Raw genomic sequence first — 23,403 nt, forward strand, 5'->3', positions numbered from 1 at the left:
CCCCTTGTTCCGTTGCTCGGGCGGTGCCTCGTGCACCGCCGCGTGCGATCCCCTCAGAATTTGTACTGGTCGATGTTCTTCTTGTCGAAGACGGTCGGCTCACCGAGATCGACGACGCCCTTGTCGCCGATGGTGAAGGTGCCCAGGTCGCCCGCCTCGAACTTCTCGCCCTTCTTGCCGGTGATCCGGCCTGACTTCAGGGCCACGGCGGTGTGCGCGGCGAGCGCGCCGAGCTTGGCCGGGTCCCACAGCTCGAAGCCCTCGACGGTGCCGTTCTTGACGTACTGGCGCATGTCGTTGGGCGTGCCGAGGCCGGTGAGCTTCACCTTGCCCTTGTACTTCGATCCCGAGAGGTACTGGGCGGCCGCCTTGATACCGACGGTCGTCGGCGAGATGATCCCGGCCAGCTTCGGGTGCTCCTGGAGGAGTCCCTGGGTCTGCTGGAAGGACTGCTGGGCGTCGTCGTTGCCGTAGGCGGTCTTGACCAGCTTCATGTTCTTGTACTTGGGCTTCTTCAGCTCGTCCTTCATGTAGCCGATCCAGGTGTTCTGGTTCGTCGCGGTCTGGGCGGCGGAGAGGATCGCGATGTCGCCCTTGTAGCCGAGCTGCTTGCCGAGCAGCTCCACCTGGGTGCGGCCGAGCGCCTCGGCGCTGGACTGCGAGACGAAGACGTCACGGCACCCGGGGTTGGTGTCCGAGTCGTAGGTGACGACCTTGATGTCGTTCTTCATGGCTTGCTTGAGGGCGGTGCACAGGGCGCCGGGGTCCTGCGCGGAGACGGCCATGGCGTCGACCTGCTGCTGGGTGAGCGTGTTGACGTAGGAGACCTGCCCGCTGGTGTCGGTGGCGCTGTTGGGTCCGGTCTCCTTGTACGACGACCCGAGTTCCTTGAGCGCCTTCTCGCCGCCCTTGTCGGCGACGGTGAAGTACGGGTTGTTGACCTGCTTGGGCAGGAAGGCGACCGTGAGGCCCTTCTTGATCGCCGCGCCCGGGTCGGCCTTGGCGTTCGACGCCTTGGCCGCGTCGTCGTCCTTCGAGGAGTCCTTGGTGGTGCCTCCGCAGGCGGTGGCGGTGAGGGCGAGCGAGGTGACGGCTGCCAGGGTCACGCAGGCGCGGGTGAGGGCGGAGCGGCGGACGGATCGGCGGGGAGAGAGCATCGTTGGTCCCTTTCGGACTGCGGACTTCGGGAGGTACGAGGGGTCAGCGGGCGGGAGCCGCGGCGGCGCGGCGGCCCGCTCGGGCGACGGCGATCTGGCGGGCCACGCGCGGCCCGAGCACGGACACCACGAGCAGCACGCCGGTGACGACGATCTGCGACTGCGCGGAGACGTTGAGCAGGCTCATCGCGTTCTGCAGCGCGCCGAGCAGGAAGACTCCGGCGATGGCCCCGCCGAGGGTTCCCCTGCCGCCGTCGAAGTCGATGCCGCCGAGCAGGACGGCGGCGACGACGGACAGTTCGAGGCCGGTGGCGTTGTCGTAGCGAGCGCTCGCGTAGTGCAGGGCCCAGAAGACGCCGGTGAGCGCGGCCATGAGACCCGTGGCGACGAACAGCCACAGCTTGTGCCGCCTGACGCGGACACCGGCGAACCGCGCTGCCTCCTCATTGGCGCCGATCGCGAAGAGCGAGCGCCCGAAGGGTGTGGCGTGCAGGACGACGACGGCGATGGCGAGCAGCGCGAGGAAGGGCAGGAAGGCGTACGGCAGGAAGGTGTCGCCGACGCGTCCGGCCGCGAAGTCCAGGTACTGCGAGGGGAAGTCGGTCACGGCGTCCGACCCGAGGACGATCTGCGCGATGCCCCGGTAGGCGGCCATGGTGCCGATGGTCACGGCGAGCGAGGGCAACCCGAGACGGGTCACCAGGAGGCCGTTGACGAGGCCGCAGACGACTCCGATGAGGAGGACGACCGGGATGATCGTCTCGATGGCCATGCCCGCGTTCCAGAGCGCGCCCATCACGGCTCCGGAGAGGCCCGCCGTCGAGGCCACCGACAGATCGATCTCTCCGGAGACGACGAGAAGCGTCATCGGGAGGGCGATCAGAGCGATGGGCAGCGTGTTGCCGATGAGGAACGACAGGTTGAGGGCGTTCCCGAAACCGTCGACAAAGGCGAACGACATCAGCAGGAGGACGACAAGGAGAGCACCGACGACGGTGTCCCAGCGGACGGCGCGCGTGACGTTGAGCCGGTTGGAGTCAGCCATGGCGTGCGTTCCTCTTCTTCAGGGCCTTGGCGACGCGCAGGGCGACGATCCGGTCGACGGCGATGGCCAGGACGAGCAGCACGCCGTTGATGGCGAGCACCCACACGGAGCTGACGCCGAGCGCGGGAAGCACGCTGTTGATGGAGGTCAGGAGCAGCGCGCCGAGTGCCGCGCCGTAGACGCTCCCGGAGCCGCCGGTGAAGACGACGCCGCCGACCACGACGGCGCTGACGACGGTGAGTTCGTAGCCGTTGCCGGTGGCGGAGTCGACGTTGCCGAAGCGGGCCAGGTAGAGCGCGCCGGCGAGTCCGGTGAGCGCCCCACACGCGGTGTAGGCGGCGAGGATGCGCTTGCGTACGGGGATGCCGGCGAGCCGGGCGGCCTCGGGGTTGGAGCCGAGGGCGTAGAGCTCGCGTCCGCCGCCGAAGTGCCGCAGGTAGTACGCGACCACCACCAGGACGGCCAGCGCGATCAGCGCCAGGTACGGCACCGCGGAGATCCCGCCGGACCCGAAGTCGACGAAGCCGTCCGGCAGGTCGGATGCGGTGATCTGCCGGGAGCCGACCCAGATGGAGTCCACGCCCCGGATGATGTAGAGCGTGCCGAGCGTCACGACGAGCGCGGGGACCTGGCCGAGGCTGACGAGCGCCCCGTTGAGCAGCCCGCAGCCGACGCCGAGCACGACGGCCAGGAGTATCGCGACCGTGGAGTTGCCGCCGCCCTGGAGGTAGTTGCCGGCGGCGAAGGCGCTGATCCCGAGGGTGGAGCCGACCGACAGGTCGACGTTGCGGGTGATGACGACGAGGGCCTGGCCGGTCGCGACCAGGACGAGGATGGTCGCGTTCAGGAGCAGGTCCTTGATGCCCTGCTCGGACAGGAACTCGCTGTTGCCCGCCTGGGTGATGCCGATCATCACCAGGAAGACAAGGAGGATGGCGAGTTCGCGCATCTTGAAGACGCGGTCCACCAGACGGGTGCCCGCGGCCTTCTCGGGGTCCACGGCGGGTACCGGGCTCTGGGTGGTCACGCTCATACCGTCCTCCCGGTGGCGGCCGCCATCACGGACTCCTCGGTCGCCCGCGCGCGCGGGATCTCAGCGGTGAGCCGCCCTTCGTGCATGACGAGGACCCGGTCGGCCATGCCGAGGATCTCGGGCAGGTCGGAGGAGATCATCAGGACCGCGACCCCGTCGGCGGCGAGTCCGGAGAGCAGTCGGTGCACTTCGGCCTTGGTGCCGACGTCGATGCCGCGGGTCGGTTCGTCCACGATCAGCACCTGGGGCCGGGTGGCCAGCCACTTGGCGAGGACGACCTTCTGCTGGTTGCCGCCGGACAGGGTGCCGACGGCGTCGGCGATGCGCGCGTACTTCACCTGAAGTCGCACCGCCCAGTCGAGCGAGCGGCTGCGTTCGGCGCCGCGGTCCATGAGGCCCGCGCGCACCGTCGTACGCAGTCCGGTGAGCCCGATGTTGCGCTCGATCGACATGTCCATCACGAGACCCTGGGCGCGCCGGTCCTCGGGGACGAGCGCGAGCCCGGCGGCCATGGCGGTGCTGGGGGCTCCGTTGGTCAGCGCCTTGCCTTGCACCTCGACCGTTCCGGCGTCCCAGCGGTCGACGCCGAACACGGCCCGCGCGACCTCGCTGCGCCCGGCGCCGACGAGTCCCGCGAGCCCGACGATCTCGCCGCGCCGCACGTCGAAGGAGACATCGGTGAAGACGCCCTCACGGGTCAGCCTGCGGACGCTGAGCGCGACGTCGCCCACCCGTGTGTCCTGCTTCGGGTAGAGCTCGTCGAGGTCGCGGCCCACCATACGGCGTACGAGATCGTCCTCGGTCAGGCCTTCGAGCGGCTCGTTCGCGATCAGACCGCCGTCCCGCAGCGTGGTGACGCGCTGGCACAGCTCGAAGATCTCCTCCAGGCGGTGCGAGATGAAGAGGACGGCGGCGCCCTGTTCGCGCAGGGTGCGCACGACACCGAAGAGCCGGGCCACTTCGCTGCCGGTGAGGGCGGCGGTCGGCTCGTCCATGATCAGGACCCGGGCGTCGAAGGAGAGCGCCTTGGCGATCTCGACGATCTGCTGGTCGGCGATCGACAGGCCGCGCGCGGGCTGTTCGGGGTCGAGGTCCACGGCAAGGCGCTTGAAGAGCGCGTCGGCCGCGGCGTGCACGGCCTTGTGGTCGACGCGGCCGAAGGAGCGGCGCGGCTGGCGCCCCATGAAGATGTTCTCCGCGACGGAGAGGTCGGGGAAGAGCGTCGGCTCCTGGTAGATGACGGCGACGCCCGCGTCCCGGGCGTCGCCGGGGCCGTGGAAGACGACCGGGGACCCGTCGAGCGACAGCTCTCCCGTGTCCGGCCGGTGGACCCCGGCGAGGGTCTTGATGAGGGTGGATTTCCCTGCGCCGTTCTCGCCCGCGAGGGCGTGCGCCTCACCGGCGTACAGCTCCAGGGAGACGTCGTGCAGGGCGCGTACGGCCCCGAAGGACTTGCTCAGGCCCTGCACGGCAAGGACGGGGGGCTCTCTCATAGGTAGCACCGATCGGTCACGAAGGGCATGCGGCTTCTGACTGCGGGAATCACCGGCGGGCGTCATCGGGGGTCACCCACCGGACACCTGGGGTGAAAGGTTTCAATCAATTTTCAGGGAAGCTAAACCCGCGCCAACTGCCGCGTCAATGGGCGTGACTTGAAAATCCTGGCGCGACTTGGTGTGCCAAGGCCGAAGCAGCCAAGGGCTCTTGACAGCGGGCAGCGCGCTCCCTAGCTTCGCCTCTCGTGAAACGATTCATCGTCGAGTCGTTACGGAGCCGAATTGTGATCAGCAGAAGACGACTGCTCAGCACCACCGCCACGGCCGCCCTGGGAACGGCGATGGCCGCCGGGGCCGTTCCGGCGGCCGTCGCCGCCCCCTCCGTCGGGGGCCGGGGCCTCCGCGTGACCAGACCGACCGTGGAGTACGTGAGACACCCGCTCGGGCTCGACGTGCCGCGCCCGAGGCTGAGTTGGCCCCTGGCGTCCAGCAAGGAGGGCCAGGCGCAGACCGCCTACCAGGTGCGGGTGGCCACCGCCGCGAACCGCCTCACGAAGCCCGACGTCTGGGACAGCGGCAAGGTCACGTCCGGCGACTCCGTCCTGGTCCCGTACGCGGGCCCCGACCTCAAGTCCCGTACGCGCTACTACTGGTCGGTCCGCGTCTGGGACGCCGCGGGCAACGCGTCCGAGTGGAGCGAGGCCTCCTGGTGGGAGACCGGGCTCTCCGCGGCGAAGGACTGGACGGCGCGCTGGATCGGCGCGCCCGCCTCCCTCGTCGGCGCGCCCACCCTGGACGGCGCCTCGTGGATCTGGTTCCCCGAGGGGGACCCCGCGACCAGCGCGCCGGCCGCCACCCGCTGGTTCCGTGGCCGCGTCGATGTCCCCGAAGGGGTCACCAGGGCGCGGCTGGTCATGACGGCGGACGACGGCTACACCGCGTATGTGAACGGCACGCAGGTGGCGCACACCGAAGCGGACAGCGCCGCCGACAACTGGCGCCGCCCCGCGGTCCTCGACCTGACCGGGCAGCTCCGCGCAGGCGCCGCGGTCATCGCCGTCTCGGCCACCAACGCCACGACCGGGCCCGCGGGTCTGCTCGGGCTGCTGGAGCTGACGACCGCCGACGGCAAGCGCACCGTCACCACCGACGGCACGTGGAAGACCACCGACAAGGAGCCCTCGGGCGACTGGGAGTCGGCGGGGTACGACGACGGCTCCTGGGCTGCCGCCAAGGTCCTCGCCGCCTGGGGCTCGGGCCCCTGGGGGAAGGTCGCCGCCAACCACTGCCCCGCCGCCCAACTGCGCCACGAGTTCCGCCTCCGGCCGGGCAGGACCGTCGCACGGGCCCGCCTGTACTCCACGGCCCTCGGCCTCTACGACGCCTGGCTGAACGGCGAGCGCGTCGGCGACGACCGCCTGGCACCCGGCTGGACCGACTACAACAAGCGGGTCCAGTACCAGACGTACGACGTGACCAAGCAGCTCAAGGCCGGTGCCAACGCGCTGGGCGTGACGGTGGCGGTCGGCTGGTACGCGGGCAACGTCGGTATGTTCGGCCCGCATCAGTACGGCGAACGACCGGCGTTCCTGGCCCAGTTGGAGGTCACGTACACCGACGGCTCCACCGACCGCGTGCTGTCCGGCACCGACTGGCGCGCCGCCACCGGCCCGGTCACCGCCGCCGACCTCCTGTCGGGCGAGGACTACGACGCCCGCCTGGAGACCGCGGGCTGGACACGCGCCGGCTTCGACGACTCGAAGTGGGTCACGGCGGACGCCGTCGACAAGGTCAAGGCTGCCGTCGTGGCCCAGATCGACGGGCACACGCGCGTGGAGAGCGAGATATCAGCCCGGAAGGTGACTGAGCCGAAGCCCGGCGTCTTCGTCTTCGACCTCGGCCAGAACATGGTCGGCGCGGTCCGCCTCGCTGTCTCCGGGAAGGCGGGCACGAAGGTCCAGTTGCGCCACGCCGAGGTCCTGAACCCCGACGGCACGGTCTACACCACCAATCTCCGGTCCGCCCGCGCCACGGACACGTACACGCTCAAGGGCGGCGGCAAGGAGACGTACGAGCCGCGGTTCACCTTCCACGGCTTCCGCTATGTGGAGGTGACGGGCTACCCGGGCAAGCCGCCGCTCGACGCGGTGACGGGGCGCGTGATCCACACGTCTGCGCCCTTCACGATGGACTTCAAGACGAACGTCCCCATGCTCAACCAACTGCACAGCAACATCACCTGGGGCCAGCGCGGCAACTTCCTTTCCGTCCCGACCGACACCCCCGCCCGTGACGAGCGCCTCGGCTGGACCGGCGACATCAACGTCTTCGCGCCGACCGCCGCGTACACCATGGAGTCGGCGCGCTTCCTCACCAAGTGGCTCGACGACCTGCGCGACGGCCAGTCCGACGACGGCGCCTTCACGGACGTGGCACCGTTCGTCGGCACGGTCGGCAAGGGCGTGGCCGGCTGGGGCGACGCCGGAGTGACCGTGCCCTGGGCGCTGTACCAGGCGTACGGCGACCAACGCGTCCTGGAGCAGTCCTGGTCCTCGATGCTGAAGTGGCTCGACTACCTGGAGAAGCACAGCTCGGGGTATCTGCGCCCCGCCGAGGGCTACGGAGACTGGCTCAACATCCAGGACGAGACTCCCAAGGATGTCATCGGCACCGCCTACTTCGCGCACAGCGCCGACCTGGTCGCGCAGGCCGCCGAGGCACTGGGCAAGGACCCGGCCCCGTACAAGAAGCTGTTCGGCAGCGTCCGTGACGCCTTCCGCGCGGCGTACGTGAGCGACGGCGGGCGGGTGAAGGGCGACACGCAGACCGCGTACGTCCTGGCCCTGTCGATGGATCTGCTCGCCGACGGCGACCGCGCACCGGCGGCCGCCCGCCTGGTGGAGCTCATCAAGTCCAAGGACTGGCACCTCTCGACGGGCTTCCTGGGCACACCGCGGCTGCTCCCCGTCCTGACTGCCACCGGTCACACGGATGTCGCCTACCGCCTCCTCGTCCAGAAGTCCTTCCCCAGCTGGGGCTACCAGATCGACAAGGGCGCCACGACGATGTGGGAGCGCTGGGACTCCATCAAGCCCGACGGCAGCTTCCAGGACGCCGGCATGAACTCCTTCAACCACTACGCCTACGGCTCGGTGGGCGAGTGGATGTACGCCAACATCGCGGGCATCGCACCGGCCGATCCGGGTTTCCGCAAGATCCTCGTCCGCCCGCGCCCCGGCGGCGGCGTGACCGAGGCCCAGGGCAGCTTCGACGCCCTCTACGGCCCGGTCACCACCCACTGGAAGACGGACGACGAAGGGTTCCGCCTCACCCTGACCCTGCCCGCCAACACCACGGCGGAGGTGTGGATCCCCGCCGACAAGCGCGCGCAAGTGACGCACGACGCGGCGGAGTTCCTGCGGATGGAGGACGGCTGCGCCGTCTTCGCCGCCGCCTCCGGCACGCACCGATTCTCCAACTGACCCACCCCGACCGCTCTTTCGGAAGGCTGCGCGATGACCGCCGGAACCAGCAAGGAAGCCGTGAAAGCGGCACTCACCACCCAGGCCCTGGAGACCCCTTCCTGGGCGTACGGCAACTCCGGTACGCGCTTCAAGGTCTTCGCGCAGCCAGGCGTCCCCCGCACGACCCGGGAGAAGCTGGACGACGCCGCCCGGGTGCACGCCCACACGGGCGTGGCGCCCAGGGTGGCCCTGCACATCCCCTGGGACAAGGTCGACGACTACGCGGCCCTCGCGGAGTACGCCGCCGAGCGCGGCGTGACGCTCGGCGCGATCAACGCCAACGTCTTCCAGGACGACGACTACAAACTCGGCTCGGTCACCAACCCGGACCCGGCGGTCCGGCGCAAGGCGCTCGACCACCTGCTGGAGTGCGTGGACATCATGGACGCGATAGGTTCGCGCGACCTGAAGCTGTGGTTCTCCGACGGCACCAACTACCCCGGTCAGGACGATCTCCGCGCCCGCCAGGACCGCCTTTCGGAGGCCCTGCGGACCACCTACGACCGTCTCGGCGACGACCAGCGCATGCTCATCGAGTACAAGCTCTTCGAGCCCGCCTTCTACGCGACGGACATCCCGGACTGGGGCACCGCCTACGCGCACTGCCTGAAGCTCGGGCCGAAGGCGCAGGTCGTCGTCGACACCGGCCACCACGCGCCCGGCACCAACATCGAGTTCATCGTCGCGACCCTCCTGCGCGAGGGCCGCCTGGGCGGATTCGACTTCAACTCGCGCTTCTACGCGGACGACGACCTGATGGCGGGCGCAGCGGACCCCTTCCAGCTCTTCCGGATCATGTACGAGGTCGTCCGGGGCGGCGGCCTGACCTCGGACATCGCGTTCATGCTCGACCAGTGCCACAACATCGAGGCGAAGATCCCCGCGATCATCCGCTCGGTGATGAACGTGCAGGAGGCCACGGCGAAGGCCCTCCTCGTCGACGCGGACACCCTGGCCGCGGCCCAGCGGACCGGCGACGTGCTGGCCGCCAACGCGGCCATGATGGACGCGTTCAACACCGACGTCCGGCCCCTACTGGCAGAAGTCAGGGAGGAGTCGGGGCTCGACCCTGATCCCATGAGGGCCTATCAGCAGTCAGGCTGGCAGGAGCAGATCGTCAAGGACCGCGTGGGCGGCGAGCAGGCCGGATGGGGGGCATGAGCGACATGACACGGCACGCGCAGCATGCGCAGCACGCACGGGTCAGGGAACTCCTCGACCGCGCCCATCGCCTGGGCGCCGACCCACGCAACACCAATTACGCGGGCGGCAACGCGTCGGCGAAGGGCACGGCCCCCGATCCGGTCACGGGCGCGGACACCGAGCTGATGTGGGTCAAGGGCTCGGGCGGCGACCTGGGCACCCTCACCGAGGAAGGCCTGGCGGTCCTGCGCCTGGACCGCCTCCACGCGCTCAAGGAGGTGTATGGCGGCCCGGACCGCGAGGACGAGATGGTCGGCGCCTTCGACTACTGCCTGCACGGCAAGGGCGGCGCGGCACCCTCCATCGACACCGCCATGCACGCCTTGGTGGACGCGCCGCACGTGGACCATCTGCACCCGGACTCGGGCATCGCTCTGGCCTGCGCCGTGGACGGCGAGAAACTGACGGCCGAGTGCTTCGGCCCCACGGTGGCCTGGGTGCCGTGGAGGCGACCCGGTTTCCAGTTGGGCCTGGACATCGCAGCCGTGCAGGCGGCCCACCCCGACGCCGTCGGCTGCGTTCTGGGCGGTCACGGCATCACGGCCTGGGGCGCCACGGCCGACGAGTGCGAGCGCAACTCGCTGCACATCATCCGCACGGCGGAGGCGTTCCTCACCGAGCGGGGAAAGCCCGCCCCGTTCGGCCCGGCGCTGGACGGGTACGCCCCCCTCCCCGCCGCCGCACGCCACCACCGCGCGGCCGAACTGGCCCCGCACATCCGCTCACTGGCCTCGCAGGACCGCCCCCAGGTCGGCCACTTCACCGACACGAACACGGTCCTCGACTTCCTGGCCGCCACGGAACACCCGCGCCTGGCGGCCCTGGGCACCTCCTGCCCCGACCACTTCCTCCGCACGAAGATCAGGCCCCTGGTCCTCGACCTGCCCCCCACCGCACCCCTCCAGGAGGCCATCACCCGGCTCAAGGAGCTGCACACCGCATACCGAGAGGAGTACGCCGCGTACTACACCCGCCACGCCGACCCGACCTCACCCGCGATGCGCGGCGCCGACCCGGCGATCGTCCTCATCCCGGGCGTAGGAATGTTCTCCTTCGGCAAGGACAAGCAGACGGCCCGCGTGGCGGGCGAGTTCTATGTGAACGCCATCAACGTCATGCACGGCGCCGAAGCCGTCTCCAGCTACGCGCCGATCGACGAGTCGGAGAAATTCCGCATCGAATACTGGCCACTGGAGGAGGCAAAGCTCCAACGCCTGCCGCGCCCCAAGCCCCTGGCCACCCGCATCGCCCTGGTGACCGGCGCGGGCAGCGGCATCGGAAAGGCGATCGCGCACCGCCTGGTCGCGGAGGGCGCGTGCGTGGCGGTGGCGGACCTGAACGCCGAGAACGCGGCAGCCGTGGCGCAGGAGCTGGGCGGCCCCGACAAAGCCATAGCCATCCCCATGGACGTCACGTCCGAGGAGCAGATCACCAGCGCCTTCGCCGCCACGGCCCTCGCCTTCGGCGGAGTCGACCTGGTGGTGAACAACGCGGGCATCTCCATCTCCAAGCCCCTGCTCGACACGACGGCCCGAGACTGGGACCTGCAGCACGACATCATGGCCCGCGGCTCCTTCCTCGTCTCCCGCGAGGCGGCCCGCCTCATGCGCGAGCAGGCGCTGGGCGGCGACATCATCTACATCACGTCCAAGAACGCGGTGTTCGCGGGCCCGAACAACATCGCGTACTCCGCCACAAAGGCAGACCAGTCCCACCAAGTCCGCCTCCTCGCAGCCGAGTTGGGCGAGCACGGAATCCGGGTGAACGGCATCAACCCGGACGGCGTGGTCCGCGGCTCGGGAATCTTCGCGGGCGGCTGGGGCGCGCAGCGCGCGGCGACGTACGGGATCGAGGAGGAGAACCTCGGCGAGTTCTACGCCCAACGAACCCTGCTCAAGCGAGAGGTACTCCCCGAGCACGTGGCCAACGCGGTCTTCGCCCTCACAGCAGGCGACCTGACCCACACGACGGGCCTACACATACCCGTCGACGCGGGCGTCGCGGCGGCGTTCCTCAGGTAACACCGCGTTCCCCTCCGGCCATCAGCAGCGCACCCGCACCGGAGGGGGCCGACCCAGCCAAGCGGGCCGCCGCCCGTCTACCCACCCACCCGCCGGAAGGGCACGGCGCCGACGTGGGGCCAGCCGAGGAGGACCGCCCGGGTTCCCTCAGCCGCCCCTCCGGCCGAGGGAACCTCGGAGACCCTCTCCAACCCCGGCCGGATGGGTGGTTGCGGGGCCGGCGCGGCTTCCAGGGAATCCCGGAAGTCCCTCCGACCCGCAGCCGCGGATCCGGCCGGAGGGGACGTGGCGGTATGTCTGCCCGGAGCACGGCAAGAGGGACTCCGGGGCCGAAGTACCGATGCGCTCAAACCGAGATAGCGAGGACGGACATACCGGCGCGGCCCCGCCCCACGAGCCACGACGCGCCCACCGACTACCGGCACACGCAACCGCTCCCGCACACGCAACCGCTCCCGCACACGCAACCGCACCCGCACCCGCACCCGCACCCGTCCCCGCCTCCCTGCATCCCCAGCCCCGGCCCCGGCCCTGAGCCCACCCGCATCCGCACCCGCACCCGCACCCGCACCCGCACCGACCTTCAACCCCTGCGAGCCCCCATGCCCAACCTCAACCTCAACCTGAACCCCCGACCCAGCCAGCACCGCACCCCCCGCCCACCACACCGCTTCGCCGCCATCGACCTGGGCGCCTCCAGCGGACGCGTCATGGTGGCGGAGGCAGGACCCGACACCCTCACCCTCCAAGAAGCACACCGTTTCCCCAACCGCCCCGTCCGCACCGCCGGCACCCTGCACTGGGACGTCCTGTCCCTGTACGCCGGGATCCTCGACGGCCTCCGCGCCGCAGGCTCCAGCTCCGGCTCCGCCACCCCCCTCACCTCCATCGGCATCGACGGCTGGGCCGTCGACTACGGCCTGCTGGACGCGGACGGCGCCCTCCTCGGCAACCCGGTGCACTACCGGGACTCCCGCACCGAAGGCATCGCCGCCAAAGCGTGGACGACCCTCCCTCCCACCGACCTCTACGCCACGACAGGCATCCAGTACGCCCCCTTCAACACCCTGTACCAGCTGATCGCCGCCCAGGAGTCCGCTCAACTGGCATCCGCACAGCACCTGTTGCTCATTCCGGACCTGCTGACGTACTGGCTGACGGGCGAGCTCGGCACGGAACTGACCAACGCCTCCACCACCCAGCTGGTGGACCCCGGAACCGGCGACTGGTCCCACGAAGTGGCGACGCTCCTCGGCGTCGACCTGGGACTGTTCCCTCCCCTGCGGCACCCTGGCTCCCCGGCAGGTCACCTGCTCCCCCAGGTCCTCGACGACACCGGCCTCACCGCACCCACCCCCGTGACGACGGTCGCCTCGCACGACACCGCGTCGGCCGTCGCCGCCGTCCCCGCCACGACCGACAACTTCGCCTACATCTGCACCGGCACCTGGTCACTGGCGGGCCTGGAGCTGCCAGCCCCCATCCGCACGGAGGAGAGCCGCGAAGCCAACTTCAGCAATGAGCTGGGCATAGACGGCACGGTCCGCTACCTGCGCAACATCATGGGCCTGTGGCTCCTCCAGGAATGCCAACGCACCTGGGAAACCACAGGATCGACCACAACCAACACAACCACCGGCCCAGCCAAAGGCACAGGCACCCTCGAAGCGCTCCTCCGCGAAGCGGCCCGCTCCCCCGCCCTCCGCTCCCTCGTCGACGCGGCAGACCCAGCCTTCCTGCCCCCCGGCAACATGCCGCGCCGCATCGCCCAGGCCTGCGAGGCCACCGGTCAGCCCGCCCCCCGTACCCCCGCGGAGACGACACGCTGCATCCTCGACTCCCTGGCCCTGGCGCACCGCCGGGCCATCGAGGGCGCCCAGCGCCTCGCGGACCGGACCGTGGACGTGATCCACATAGTCGGTGGCGGCGCCCGCAACACGTTGCTGTGCCAACTGACCGCGGACGCCTGCGGGCTGCCCGTGGTCGCGGGACCCGCGGAAGCGGCCGCGCTGGGCAACGTACTCGTGCAGGCGAGAGCTCAGGGACTCCTGCGGGACCGCCACGAGATGCGCACCCTGCTGGCCCGCACCCAGCAGTTGACGCGGTACGAGCCGACCCGCGACACGGCGAGCCGCGCGGCGTGGGATGAGGCGTCGCGACGCGTCCCGGCAGCATGACTCCCGCAAATCGCGCGTAGCGCATACGCTGCAACCATCCGATGATCGACGAGGAGGAACCCGCGATGCGTGTCGCTCTGTTCCTGACCTGTGTCAACGACACGCTCTATCCCGACACGGGCCGCGCTGTGGTGAAACTGCTGACCAGGCTGGGAGTTGAGGTCGACTTCCCGATGGCGCAGACCTGCTGCGGGCAGGCGCACTACAACACGGGTTACCGCCACCAGGCAGAGCCGCTCGCCCGTCATTTCTCCGATGTTTTCGGCTCGGAGGAGTACGACGCGATCGTGACGCCGTCCGGTTCGTGCGGTGCGATGGTCCGCGAGCTGTACCCCCGTATGGGAGAACGGGCCCGTGCCGAGGGGCGCGGTGAGGGCCTGGCGACGACATTGGCACCCGTGGTGCCCAAGACGTACGAACTGACCGAGTTCCTGGTGGACGTCCTCGGTGTGACGGACGTCGGCGCGTACTACCCGCACGCGGTGACGTACCACCCGACCTGCCACGGTCTGCGCAGTCTCGGCCTCGGCGACCGCCCCACCCGGCTGCTCCGGGCGGTCAAGGGCCTGGAGCTGATCGAGCTCCCGGGCGCGGACGAGTGCTGCGGCTTCGGCGGTACTTTCGCGATGAAGAACTCCGATGTCTCGGCGGCCATGGGCACGGACAAGGTGCGCAACGCCGAGTCGACGGGCGCCGACGCCCTGTGCGCGGCGGACAACTCCTGTCTGATGCACATCGGGGGCACGATGTCGCGCCTCAAGAGCGGCCTGCGCCCGGTCCACATCGCGGAGATCCTTGCGAGCACGGAAGAGGAGCCCCTCGTATGAGCGGCACGTTCGTCGGCATGCCCGCCTTTCCCACGGCGGCCCGCGAGGCGGTGGGCAACAAGACGCTGCGCGCCAATCTGCGGCACGCCACGCACACCATCCGCGACAAGCGGGCCCGCGCCGTCGCCGAGCTGGACGACTGGGCGCAGCTCCGCGAGGCGGGCAAGCGGATCAAGGATGAGACGCTGCGCCATCTCGACCGTCATCTGGTCCAGTTGGAGGAGTTGGTCACGGCGGCGGGCGGCACCGTGCACTGGGCCGCGGACGCCGACGAGGCGAACCGCATCGTGACCGCGCTGGTCAAGGCCACCGGCGAGAGCGAGGTCGTGAAGGTCAAGTCGATGGCCACGCAAGAGATCGGCCTCAACGAAGCGCTGGAGGCCGAGGGCATCCACGCGTACGAGACGGACCTCGCCGAACTCATCGTGCAGTTGGGCAAGGACCGTCCCTCGCACATCCTGGTGCCCGCCATCCACCGCAACCGCGGGGAGATCCGCGAGATCTTCGCGCGCGAGATGAGCGAGTGGGGCCGGCCCGCCCCCGACGGCCTCACCGACACACCCGCCGAGCTCGCCGAGGCCGCCCGTCTCCACCTCCGCGAGAAGTTCCTGCGCGCCAAGGTCGGCGTCTCCGGGGCGAACTTCATGGTCGCGGAGACGGGCACCCTGGTCGTCGTCGAGTCGGAGGGCAACGGCCGTATGTGCCTGACGCTCCCCGAGACGCTGATCTCGGTCGTCGGCATCGAGAAGACCGTGCCGACCTGGCGAGACCTGGAGGTCTTCCTCCAGACGCTCCCCCGTTCCTCGACGGCCGAGCGGATGAACCCGTACACGTCGATGTGGACCGGCACGTCCGAGGAGGACGGGCCGAGCACCTTCCACCTCGTGCTCCTCGACAACGGCCGCAGCGACACGCTCGCCGACGAGGTGGGCCGCCAGGCCCTGCGCTGCATCCGCTGCTCGGCCTGCCTGAACGTCTGCCCCGTGTACGAACGGGCCGGAGGCCACGCGTACGGCTCGGTGTACCCCGGCCCCATCGGGGCGATCCTCAGCCCTCAACTCCGCGGCACCCAGAGCGAGATCGACGCCTCGCTCCCGTACGCGTCGTCGCTCTGCGGCGCCTGTTACGAGGTGTGCCCGGTGGCCATCGACATCCCTGAAGTCCTCGTCCATCTGCGTGAGCGGGTGGTCCAGGGCGGCGAGGTGACACGGAACGGCACGAGGGCGACGCTGCGGCCCGCGAAGGGGCATGCCGCGGAGCGGGCGGCGATGCGCGCGGCGGGCTGGGCGTTCGGCCGCCCGGGGGCGCTGCGGGCCGGACAGCGGCTGGCGTCCGGAACCCGGCGGCTCCATCCGCGCACGCTTCCCGGACCGGGGCAGGCCTGGAGTGCGACGCGGGATCTGCCGAAGGTGCCCGCCGAACCGTTCCGTGACTGGTGGCGGCGTACGAATGGCGGCCAAGCCGAGAGGGGCGGCGAGTAGTGAGCAGCAGGGACCAGATCCTGGGCCGCGTCCGACGGGCGCTGGCGGACATCCCGGACGACAAGGAGGCGTACGTCTACGAGCGGGCTGTCCCCCGCGACTATCTGCGCGAGCACGGCGACCGCACCGCGGAGCAGACCGTCGAGCTGCTCGCGGAGAACCTCGCCGACTACCGCGCGCTCGTGCACCGCTGCACGGACGAGGAGCTGCCCGAGCTGCTCACGCGGCTGCTCGCGGCACGCGACGCGCGGACCGTGCTCGTGCCGCCCGGCCTGCCGCAGCACTGGCTCGCGGCCGCCGACGCGGCCCTCGTTCCCGACCGCGCCACAAGCACCCCGCACGAGCTCGACGACGTCGACAGCGTCGTCACCGGCTGCGCGGTCGCCGTCGCCGAGACCGGCACGATCGTCCTGGACGGCAGCCCCGACCAGGGCCGTCGGCGCATCACGCTCGTCCCCGATCACCACGTCTGTGTCGTACGGGTCCGTGACCAGGTGGTCTCCTCGGTCCCGCAGGCACTCGAACGGCTCGATCCCGCCCGCCCGCTGACCTGGATCTCGGGACCGTCCGCCACCAGCGACATCGAACTGGACCGGGTGGAGGGCGTGCACGGCCCGCGCACCCTGGAGGTGGTGCTGGTGAGCGGAGTCTGAAGGCCGCGGTTAGCGTGAGTGCATGATCCGGTTCGAGCAGGTGAGCAAGCGCTACCCGGACGGCACGAGGGCCGTGGACGAGCTGTCCTTCGAGGTCGCCGAGGGGGAACTGGTCACGCTCGTCGGACCGTCCGGGTGCGGCAAGACGACCACGATGATGATGGTGAACCGCCTCATCGAGCCGACCGCGGGCCGCATCTTCGTGAACGGCGAGAACATCGCGGACGTCGACCCGGTCCGCCTTCGGCGCCGTATCGGCTATGTCATCCAGCAGGTGGGGCTCTTCCCGCACCGGACGATCCTCGACAACACGGCGACCGTCCCCGCGCTGATCGGCTGGAAGAAGGCGAAGGCACGGGCACGGGCCGCCGAGCTGCTCGATCTGGTGGGCCTCGACCCGAAGACGTACGGCTCCCGCTACCCCGAGCAGTTGTCCGGCGGGCAGCGCCAGCGCGTCGGCGTGGCGCGTGCCCTGGCCGCCGATCCGCCCGTACTCCTCATGGACGAGCCGTTCGGGGCGGTCGACCCGGTGGTGCGCGAACAGTTGCAGGACGAGTTCCTGCGGATGCAGGCGACGGTCCGCAAGACGGTTCTCCTGGTCACGCACGACATCGAGGAGGCGGTCAGGCTCGGTGACCGGATCGCGGTGTACGGGCAGGGGCGCATCGAGCAGTACGACACCCCCGGGGCGGTGCTCGGCACCCCGGCGACGCCGTACGTGGCGGGGTTCGTGGGCGCCGACCGGGGCCTGAAGCGTCTCTCGGTCACCGAGATCCTGCCGGACGATCTGGAGCAGCCGACGGTGGTCCGTCTCGACGAACCCGCCGCGCACGCCGCGGCCCGGCTGCGCGAGGAGGATGCCCGCTGGGGCGTCGTCCTGGACACGGGCGGAGATCTGCACGGCTGGGTCGGCATCGACGAGGTGGCCCTCGCCGCAGAGGGCCGCAGAGTCGGCGACCTGGCCCACCGCATGAAGGCGTGGGTCCCGGTGGGCGCCCCTCTGAAGCAGGCGTTCGGCGTGATGCTCCAGCACGACGCGGGCTGGGTCGCGGTGCTCGACGGGGCCCGCTTCCTCGGCGTCCTGACCCCGGCGAAGCTGCATGAGGCGCTGCGCCGCTCGGTGGACGCGGACGCACAGGGCGTGCCCCGGGATCAGGTGGAGTTCGACTCGGTGGCCGACGCCTGAACCGGGGCGGCGGGCGTCACAGCAGGCCCTTCTCCTCCAGGTAGGTGCGTGCCACGTCCTGGGGCAGTCTGCGCCAGCTGTCGACCTGTTCGTTCATGGACGCCAGGTCCGCCGTGGTCAGTACGGAGTTGAGGCGGCCGAGTGCCTTGGACACGCCCTCGCTGCCCGCGCGGAAGCGGTTGACGACCGGGACGATGTAGTCGGCGTTCTGGAGCTTCTTGTCGTCCTTCAGCAGGACCAGGCCGAAGTTGTCGAGCGTGGCGTCCGTCGACGTGGTCAGAACCATCTGGTCCTGCCCGCTCTGCACGGCCTTCTTCGCCTGGGTCGTGCCCACGCCCTTGGGGTCGACGGAGGCGATGTCGATGCCGTAGACCTTCTTCAGGCCGGGCTCGCAGTACGGGCGTTGCACGCATTCGTCGCCCGCGGCGAGGCGTACCTTCAGGCCGGATGTGCCGAGGTCACTCAGTGTCTTCAGGCGGTGCTGCCGGGCGTAGGGCGCGGTGACGGCGAACGCGTTCTGGTCGACGGCCTTGCCCGGATCGAGGACGGTAAGGCCGCGTGGGGTGGCGAGGCCGCGCAGGGCCTTCATCGTGGCCTCCAGGTCGGGCGAGCCGACCGGCTTCGCGTCCGCGCCGTTCTTCTTGGCGTTCAGCCAGTCCGCGAACGTCGCCGCGTACTCGGGGACGACGTCGATCTGACCGGATTCCAGGGCGGGTTCGTACAGCTCGCGGTTGGCCACGGAGAGGATCTCCGCGCTGTATCCGGCCTTCTGCAGGAGCAGGGAGTACATCTGGGCAAGCAGATCGCTCTCGGTGAAGCCCGCGGAACCGACGACCAGGTGATGGCTGTCCCCGGGTGGCGCCGTCACCTCGCCCTGGGTCTCCAGGGAGGGCCCCGATGAGCAGCCGGCCAGCAGCAGCGCGAGACCTGCCGCGACCGCCGTACCCCGTCCCACCCCCCGGTCCACACTCCGCCTCATCCGGTCTTTCCTCTCCCCCGCGCCCATCCGGGGGCGAGCCGTTCGCCGATCTCGAAGAGCCCCTCGACGATCAGCGCGAACACGGCGACCAGTACGGCGCCCGCCACCACCTGCGGGGTGCTCGCGAGGTTGAAGCCCGCCGTGATGATCCGGCCGAGCCCGCCGCCTCCGGCGAGCGCCGCGATGGTGGCGGTGGCCACGAGCTGCACGGCCGCGATCCGCACCCCGCTGAGGACCAGCGGCATGGCGAGCGGCAGTTCGACCCGCCACAGCATCTGCCGTCCCGTCATGCCCATGCCGCGCGCGGCCTGGACGACGCTGCGGTCGACCCCGCGCATGCCGACGTACGCGTTGGTGAGCAGCGGCGGCACGGCGAACAGGACGAGCGCGACGACGGTGGGCCCCTCGCCCCACCGTCCGATGGGGGTCAGGAGCAGCAGGACGAGGACCGCGAAGGTGGGGACAGCGCGGCCGACGTTGGAGATGTTGACCGCGAGGGCGCCGCCCTTGCCGAGGTGGCCGAGCACGAGCGCGACCGGCAGCGCGATCAGGCAGCTCAGGATCAAGCACACCACGGTGAGGACGAGGTGCTGGGTGAGCCGGTGCCAGATGCCGTCGTCACCCGCCCAGTGCGCCGAGTCGGTGAGCCACTGCCAGGCATCGCTGAGGGTGTTCATGAGCGGACCGCCCTCGTCCACGGAGTGAGCATCCGCTGCACGCCGAGGAGCAGCAGATCGGCCAGTACGGCGATGACGACACACAGCACGGAGGCGGTCAGGACCTGCGCCTTGAAGTAGGTGTTCATGCCCGCGTAGATGAGGTTGCCCAGGCCGCCGAAGCCGACGATCGCGCCGACCGTGACGAGGGAGACCGCGGAGACGGTGGCGATGCGCAGGCCCGCCATGGCGGCGGGCAGGGCGAGCGGCAGTTCGACGGTGAGCAGCAGCCGGATCGGCCCGTAGCCCATGCCGCGGGCGGCCTGCCGGGTGTCCTCGGGGACGGCGCGCAGCCCGGCCAGGATGTTGCGGACGAGAAGCGTCAGTGAGTACAGGACGAGTCCCGCCACGACGAGGGACGCGGAGAGGCCGTACACGGGGAGCAGCAGCGAGAACATCGCGAGCGAGGGGATCGTGTAGAGGACCGTGGTCAGCGCCAGGACGGGACCGGACGCCAGGGCCCAGCGGCGGGCGGCGACGGCGAGCGGCACGGCGATGACGAGCGCGATGAGGACGGAGACTGCGGTCAGCTCCAGATGCTGGAGGACCGCGTCGACGATGATCTGGCGGCGGGTGCTCAGGTACTCACCGCAGATCCACTCGTTGCGCGCGAGGCAGTCGTCCGGGGGCGCGGTCACGTGTCCATTCCAGCGGGCGGCGGCGGGGGTCGGCGCGTTCTGGTGGCCCGTACGGGCGTAGGGCCGGTTCGCCACCGGTTCACCGCGGATTCGCCCGTACGAGCGCCGGGGCACCGCAGCGGCAATCCCCGGATCGGGTGGTTCGATCCGCCAGAGTGAATCGAACGCAAGATCACGGCCTATCGGCCCACCGATGCGGCCCTCTGCGGCTCTCTGCGGCCCTCATCGTGCGGCATCGAACTTTAGGGCGACACATCGCTCCCGCGTCACCGTTACGTACCACCACGCGGCGCGGTTTCCCGAGCGTCTGTCCGTACCGAAGCCGCCAGGGAGCCCCATTGGAACTGCACGCCAACATTGTCGGTGTTCACCTTGTGTTCGAGCGGGCGGGCAGGGTGCTGCTCGGCCTGCGCTCGCCCGGCTCCGCCTACGCCCCCGCGACCTGGCACCTGCCGGCCGGTCATCTCGAACAGGAGTCCGCCACCGGGTGCGCCGTGCGCGAGGCGCACGAGGAGCTCGGCGTCACCATCCATGAGCAGGATCTCCGGCTCGTGCACATCGTCCACCATCGCGACGGCGACGACGGCCGCGCGCGGATGCAGCTCCTCTTCCACGTCCTCGCCCACACCGGCACCCCCGCGATCCGCGAGCCCGACCGCTGCACCGCCCTGGAGTGGTGGCCCTACTCCGCCCTGCCCTCCCCGCTCGTGGACTACACCGCGGTCGCCCTGACCGGCATCGCCGCCGGCCGCACGTACACGGAGATGGGGTGGTCGGCATGACCGCGCCCCGCATGACGACGCCCCCGTCCATGCCGGCCCCGCCCCCGCCGGCAGAGCTCAAGTTCGAGGGGAACCCCGGCAAGAATCCGCTCGGCGAGGCCTCCTTCCGGCACATGTGCTCGCGGCTGCCGTCCGTCCTGGCCCGGACGACCCGGATGGCCTGGGACACCGACCGGCGGGCCGTGCTCCTGCTCCTGGTCTGCCAGCTCCTCGGCGGCGCGGGTGCGGCCGTGCAGCTCGCCTTCACCGCCGCGGCCATGCAGCCCCTCGTCGGCAGTGGTCCGGCCGCCGAGCGCCTGCGCTCGGCGCTGCCCGCCCTCGCGGTCATCGCCGTCGCCGCCGCCGTCACCCGCACCGCCACCGCGTTCTCCTCGTACGCCGACGGGCGCATCACCCCGCGCCTGACGACGGATGCCGACAGCGCCCTGGTCGAGGCGGTATGCCGGGCCGAGGCCTCCGCGTACGCGCAACCGGGGTTCACCGATCGGCAGGAGGCGGCCGAGACGGGGGTGACCCGCAGCCACCTGATGGTGCAGGACGCGACGCGGTTCACGGCATCCCTGCTCCGCATGGTCACGGCGGGCGGCGTGCTCTCCGTGCTGCATCCGCTGATGTTCCCGCTGCTCGTCCTCGCGGTCGTGCCTGCCGGGGCCGGGGCGGTCCTTTCGGCACGCGTCACCTACGAGACGCATTACGCGAACGTCGGCGACCGCACCGTGCGGCAGGTAATGCGGTGGTGGTCGACCACCCCGAAGTACAGCGACGAGGTGCGCGCGAACGGGATGTCCGGGTACCTGCTGCACTGGTACCGGACCCTGTCCGCCCGTATCGACCGGCGCACGCTGACCGCCGCGCCACGGATGCTGCGCATCGTCCTGGCCAGTTCGGCCCTGGGCGGGGTCTTCCTCGTCGGCACCTGGGCCACCCTCGCCTGGCTCGCCGTGACGGGGCGCGTGGATCTCGCCGCCGCGGCCACGGCGGTCGTCGCCGTGCAGACGTCGCTGGCCGCGCTCTCCCAGGTGGTGATCCACGGCGCTGCGATGTTCCACACCAGCCTCTACCTCGCCGACATGCGGTCGTTCCTCGACCTGGCCCACGGACTGGCGCCCCGGCGAGGGGAGTTGACGGCCCCGGCCCAGGTGGCGGAGGTCCGCGTCGACGAAGCGGTTTATCGCTATCCCGGCAAGGACACACCCGCCGTCGACCACGTCTCCCTCACCCTGCGCCGTGGCGAGATCGTGGCCGTCGTCGGCGAGAACGGCTCGGGCAAGTCCACCCTCACGCGCCTGATCACCGGCATCTTCCTCGCCGACAAGGGGACGGTGACCTGGGACGGAGTCGATCTCGCCGCGGCGGACCCGGACACCGTCTGGGCCCGCACGGGCCTGGTCCCGCAGAACTTCGCCCAGTGGCCGCTGCGGGCCAGGGAGAACGTCACGCTGGGCCAGCCCCGCACGGCCGACGACGGACCGGTGTGGGACGCCCTCGACACGGTCGGCATGCGCACCGCGATCGAGGAGCTGCCCGGCGGCCTGGACACCCTGCTGGCCCGGGAGCTCTTCGGTGGCAGCGAGCTCTCCGGCGGTCAGTGGCAGCGGCTCGCCTGTTCCCGGGCGCTCTACCGGCGCCCTCCCCTGCTGATCCTGGACGAGCCGACCTCGCAGATGGACGTCCGGGGCGAGCGCGACGTACTCGACGCGCTCAAGGCGACCGCCGCGGACCAGATCACGGTCGTCGTGACGCACCAGCTGGAGAACACCAAGGTGGCGGACCGGATCGTCGTCATGCGCGACGGGCGGATCACGGAACAGGGGCCCTACGAGGAGCTGGCCCACGGAGGTGGCCTGTTCGCCGAGCTGCTCGCCCTCTCGAAGGACCGGTAGAACCACATACCCCCCTCAACTACACATAAGGAAAAAATAAGAGCAGAATGGATATGCGCGACATCCCGCCGCGCGAGGTGATCAGGCCTGCACCAAGCAGAGGAGACGAGTCTCATGGCCGACGTCTCACACAGGGGAGACATAGCCGCTCACCCTGACGTATCCGAAATGCGGGATCGCTACGCCCGCGTTCTCGGTGGACACGATGTGGCACTCGTGGACGGTCCTGTGTTCCTCACAGGTCTCTTCTGTGCCATCTCCCCATGGGTGGTCCACTTCACCGCGAACCAGCCCGTCCTCACGACCCACAACCTCATCATGGGCATCGCGATCGGGTTGCTGGGCCTCGGGTTCACCGTCGCTCCGGCCAGGATGTACAGCCTGAGCTGGGCCATGTGCGCCATGGGCGTTTGGATGATCGTGTCGCCGTGGATCGTCGGCACGAGCCCGGACATGGGCGTCATCCTCACCAACGTCATCATCGGCGGCCTCACCCTCCTGCTGGGCCTCGTGTGCACCGCAGCGGCGGCGAAGGAAGGCCGGAGGACGAACACGACCTGACCGAAGAAGGTGAAGGAAGCCCAGGGAAGGCGGGGCAAGGA

At 70.3% G+C, this 23,403-nt stretch carries 18 protein-coding genes; 11 read left to right on the forward strand and 7 right to left on the reverse strand.

Translation table 11 applies throughout. The features are described 5' to 3' along the window. Positions 1–53 precede the first annotated feature (53 nt). Genes rhaS through AB0E78_RS31480 form a run of 4 tightly spaced genes read right to left on the reverse strand, consistent with a single transcriptional unit; the run spans position 54 to position 4,728 of the window. On the reverse strand, positions 54–1,157 hold the full coding sequence (rhaS, locus tag AB0E78_RS31465) for a rhamnose ABC transporter substrate-binding protein (protein WP_361839627.1): 1,104 nt from the start codon (positions 1,155–1,157) through the stop codon (positions 54–56). Between the two features lie 43 nt (positions 1,158–1,200). Continuing rightward, entirely contained in the window at positions 1,201–2,202 is a 1,002-nt protein-coding gene (locus tag AB0E78_RS31470; protein ID WP_361839630.1) for an ABC transporter permease, read from the reverse strand. Further along, complete coding sequence (locus tag AB0E78_RS31475) at positions 2,195–3,235, reverse strand: ABC transporter permease (protein ID WP_361839633.1); 1,041 nt, start codon at positions 3,233–3,235, stop codon at positions 2,195–2,197. The genes AB0E78_RS31470 and AB0E78_RS31475 overlap by 8 nt, the downstream gene beginning before the upstream one ends. Further along, positions 3,232–4,728 (reverse strand): sugar ABC transporter ATP-binding protein, encoded by a 1,497-nt coding sequence (locus AB0E78_RS31480; RefSeq protein WP_361839636.1) that lies wholly within the window; start codon positions 4,726–4,728, stop codon positions 3,232–3,234. The genes AB0E78_RS31475 and AB0E78_RS31480 overlap by 4 nt, the downstream gene beginning before the upstream one ends. Before the next feature lie 287 nt (positions 4,729–5,015). On the opposite strand from AB0E78_RS31480, the gene AB0E78_RS31485 reads away from it, so the two are divergent. From AB0E78_RS31485 to AB0E78_RS31520, 8 genes are all read left to right on the forward strand, one after another. Continuing rightward, positions 5,016–8,213, forward strand: a complete 3,198-nt coding sequence (locus tag AB0E78_RS31485; protein WP_361839639.1) for an alpha-L-rhamnosidase — start codon at positions 5,016–5,018, stop codon at positions 8,211–8,213. Positions 8,214–8,246: 33 nt separating this feature from the next. Continuing rightward, positions 8,247–9,416, forward strand: coding sequence for an L-rhamnose isomerase (gene rhaI, locus AB0E78_RS31490; RefSeq protein ID WP_361839642.1), 1,170 nt, complete (start codon positions 8,247–8,249; stop codon positions 9,414–9,416). 5 nt (positions 9,417–9,421) lie between these two features. After that, positions 9,422–11,479, forward strand: coding sequence for a bifunctional aldolase/short-chain dehydrogenase (locus AB0E78_RS31495; RefSeq protein WP_361839857.1), 2,058 nt, complete (start codon positions 9,422–9,424; stop codon positions 11,477–11,479). A 602-nt stretch (positions 11,480–12,081) separates the two neighbouring features. Further along, entirely contained in the window at positions 12,082–13,656 is a 1,575-nt protein-coding gene (locus AB0E78_RS31500) for a rhamnulokinase family protein (RefSeq protein ID WP_361839644.1), read from the forward strand. Positions 13,657–13,721: 65 nt separating this feature from the next. Continuing rightward, positions 13,722–14,483: a (Fe-S)-binding protein gene (locus tag AB0E78_RS31505; RefSeq protein ID WP_361839647.1), complete on the forward strand. Its 762-nt coding sequence runs from the start codon at positions 13,722–13,724 to the stop codon at positions 14,481–14,483. Beyond that, entirely contained in the window at positions 14,480–15,964 is a 1,485-nt protein-coding gene (locus AB0E78_RS31510; protein ID WP_361839650.1) for a lactate utilization protein B, read from the forward strand. The genes AB0E78_RS31505 and AB0E78_RS31510 overlap by 4 nt, the downstream gene beginning before the upstream one ends. Continuing rightward, positions 15,964–16,617 (forward strand): LUD domain-containing protein, encoded by a 654-nt coding sequence (locus AB0E78_RS31515; protein WP_361839653.1) that lies wholly within the window; start codon positions 15,964–15,966, stop codon positions 16,615–16,617. The genes AB0E78_RS31510 and AB0E78_RS31515 overlap by 1 nt, the downstream gene beginning before the upstream one ends. A gap of 22 nt (positions 16,618–16,639) precedes the next feature. Further along, the gene (locus AB0E78_RS31520) at positions 16,640–17,803 is read left to right on the forward strand and encodes a betaine/proline/choline family ABC transporter ATP-binding protein (RefSeq protein WP_361839655.1); all 1,164 of its coding nucleotides are present in this window, start codon (positions 16,640–16,642) and stop codon (positions 17,801–17,803) included. 16 nt (positions 17,804–17,819) lie between these two features. Here the strand turns inward: AB0E78_RS31520 and AB0E78_RS31525 are convergent, their stop codons facing one another. The 3 genes from AB0E78_RS31525 to AB0E78_RS31535 are packed head-to-tail and all read right to left on the reverse strand — an operon-like array spanning position 17,820 to position 20,136. After that, complete coding sequence (locus tag AB0E78_RS31525) at positions 17,820–18,782, reverse strand: ABC transporter substrate-binding protein (RefSeq protein ID WP_361839658.1); 963 nt, start codon at positions 18,780–18,782, stop codon at positions 17,820–17,822. Beyond that, positions 18,779–19,459 carry an ABC transporter permease gene (locus tag AB0E78_RS31530; protein ID WP_361839661.1) on the reverse strand — a complete coding sequence of 227 codons (681 nt, stop codon included), beginning with the start codon at positions 19,457–19,459 and terminating at the stop codon, positions 18,779–18,781. The genes AB0E78_RS31525 and AB0E78_RS31530 overlap by 4 nt, the downstream gene beginning before the upstream one ends. Continuing rightward, entirely contained in the window at positions 19,456–20,136 is a 681-nt protein-coding gene (locus AB0E78_RS31535) for an ABC transporter permease (protein ID WP_361839859.1), read from the reverse strand. Before AB0E78_RS31535 ends, AB0E78_RS31530 begins: the two co-directional genes overlap by 4 nt. A 338-nt stretch (positions 20,137–20,474) precedes the next feature. Here AB0E78_RS31535 and AB0E78_RS31540 point away from each other — a divergent pair, with 338 nt between their 5' ends. The 3 genes from AB0E78_RS31540 (at position 20,475) to AB0E78_RS31550 (ending at position 23,362) form a co-directional block, all read left to right on the forward strand. Continuing rightward, positions 20,475–20,918, forward strand: a complete 444-nt coding sequence (locus AB0E78_RS31540) for an NUDIX domain-containing protein (RefSeq protein WP_361839664.1) — start codon at positions 20,475–20,477, stop codon at positions 20,916–20,918. Beyond that, on the forward strand, positions 20,915–22,801 hold the full coding sequence (locus AB0E78_RS31545) for an ABC transporter ATP-binding protein (RefSeq protein ID WP_361839667.1): 1,887 nt from the start codon (positions 20,915–20,917) through the stop codon (positions 22,799–22,801). The genes AB0E78_RS31540 and AB0E78_RS31545 overlap by 4 nt, the downstream gene beginning before the upstream one ends. 114 nt (positions 22,802–22,915) lie before the next feature. Continuing rightward, a complete protein-coding gene (locus AB0E78_RS31550; protein WP_361839670.1) occupies positions 22,916–23,362 on the forward strand; it encodes an SPW repeat protein in 447 nt (148 codons plus the stop codon). The last annotated feature ends 41 nt before the right edge of the window (positions 23,363–23,403 follow it).

The sequence above is a fragment of the Streptomyces sp. NPDC032198 genome, from assembly GCF_040636975.1.
Classification (GTDB): Bacteria; Actinomycetota; Actinomycetes; order Streptomycetales; family Streptomycetaceae; genus Streptomyces.

Coding starts and splice junctions, on each gene's coding strand:
- rhaS (WP_361839627.1), bottom strand. CDS start 1,157: ATGCTCTCTCCCCGCCGATCCGTCCGCCGCTCCGCCCTCACCCGCGCC.
- AB0E78_RS31470 (WP_361839630.1), bottom strand. CDS start 2,202: ATGGCTGACTCCAACCGGCTCAACGTCACGCGCGCCGTCCGCTGGGAC.
- AB0E78_RS31475 (WP_361839633.1), bottom strand. CDS start 3,235: ATGAGCGTGACCACCCAGAGCCCGGTACCCGCCGTGGACCCCGAGAAG.
- AB0E78_RS31480 (WP_361839636.1), bottom strand. CDS start 4,728: ATGAGAGAGCCCCCCGTCCTTGCCGTGCAGGGCCTGAGCAAGTCCTTC.
- rhaI (WP_361839642.1), top strand. CDS start 8,247: ATGACCGCCGGAACCAGCAAGGAAGCCGTGAAAGCGGCACTCACCACC.
- AB0E78_RS31495 (WP_361839857.1), top strand. CDS start 9,422: ATGACACGGCACGCGCAGCATGCGCAGCACGCACGGGTCAGGGAACTC.
- AB0E78_RS31500 (WP_361839644.1), top strand. CDS start 12,082: ATGCCCAACCTCAACCTCAACCTGAACCCCCGACCCAGCCAGCACCGC.
- AB0E78_RS31505 (WP_361839647.1), top strand. CDS start 13,722: ATGCGTGTCGCTCTGTTCCTGACCTGTGTCAACGACACGCTCTATCCC.
- AB0E78_RS31510 (WP_361839650.1), top strand. CDS start 14,480: ATGAGCGGCACGTTCGTCGGCATGCCCGCCTTTCCCACGGCGGCCCGC.
- AB0E78_RS31520 (WP_361839655.1), top strand. CDS start 16,640: ATGATCCGGTTCGAGCAGGTGAGCAAGCGCTACCCGGACGGCACGAGG.
- AB0E78_RS31525 (WP_361839658.1), bottom strand. CDS start 18,782: ATGAGGCGGAGTGTGGACCGGGGGGTGGGACGGGGTACGGCGGTCGCG.
- AB0E78_RS31530 (WP_361839661.1), bottom strand. CDS start 19,459: ATGAACACCCTCAGCGATGCCTGGCAGTGGCTCACCGACTCGGCGCAC.
- AB0E78_RS31545 (WP_361839667.1), top strand. CDS start 20,915: ATGACCGCGCCCCGCATGACGACGCCCCCGTCCATGCCGGCCCCGCCC.
- AB0E78_RS31550 (WP_361839670.1), top strand. CDS start 22,916: ATGGCCGACGTCTCACACAGGGGAGACATAGCCGCTCACCCTGACGTA.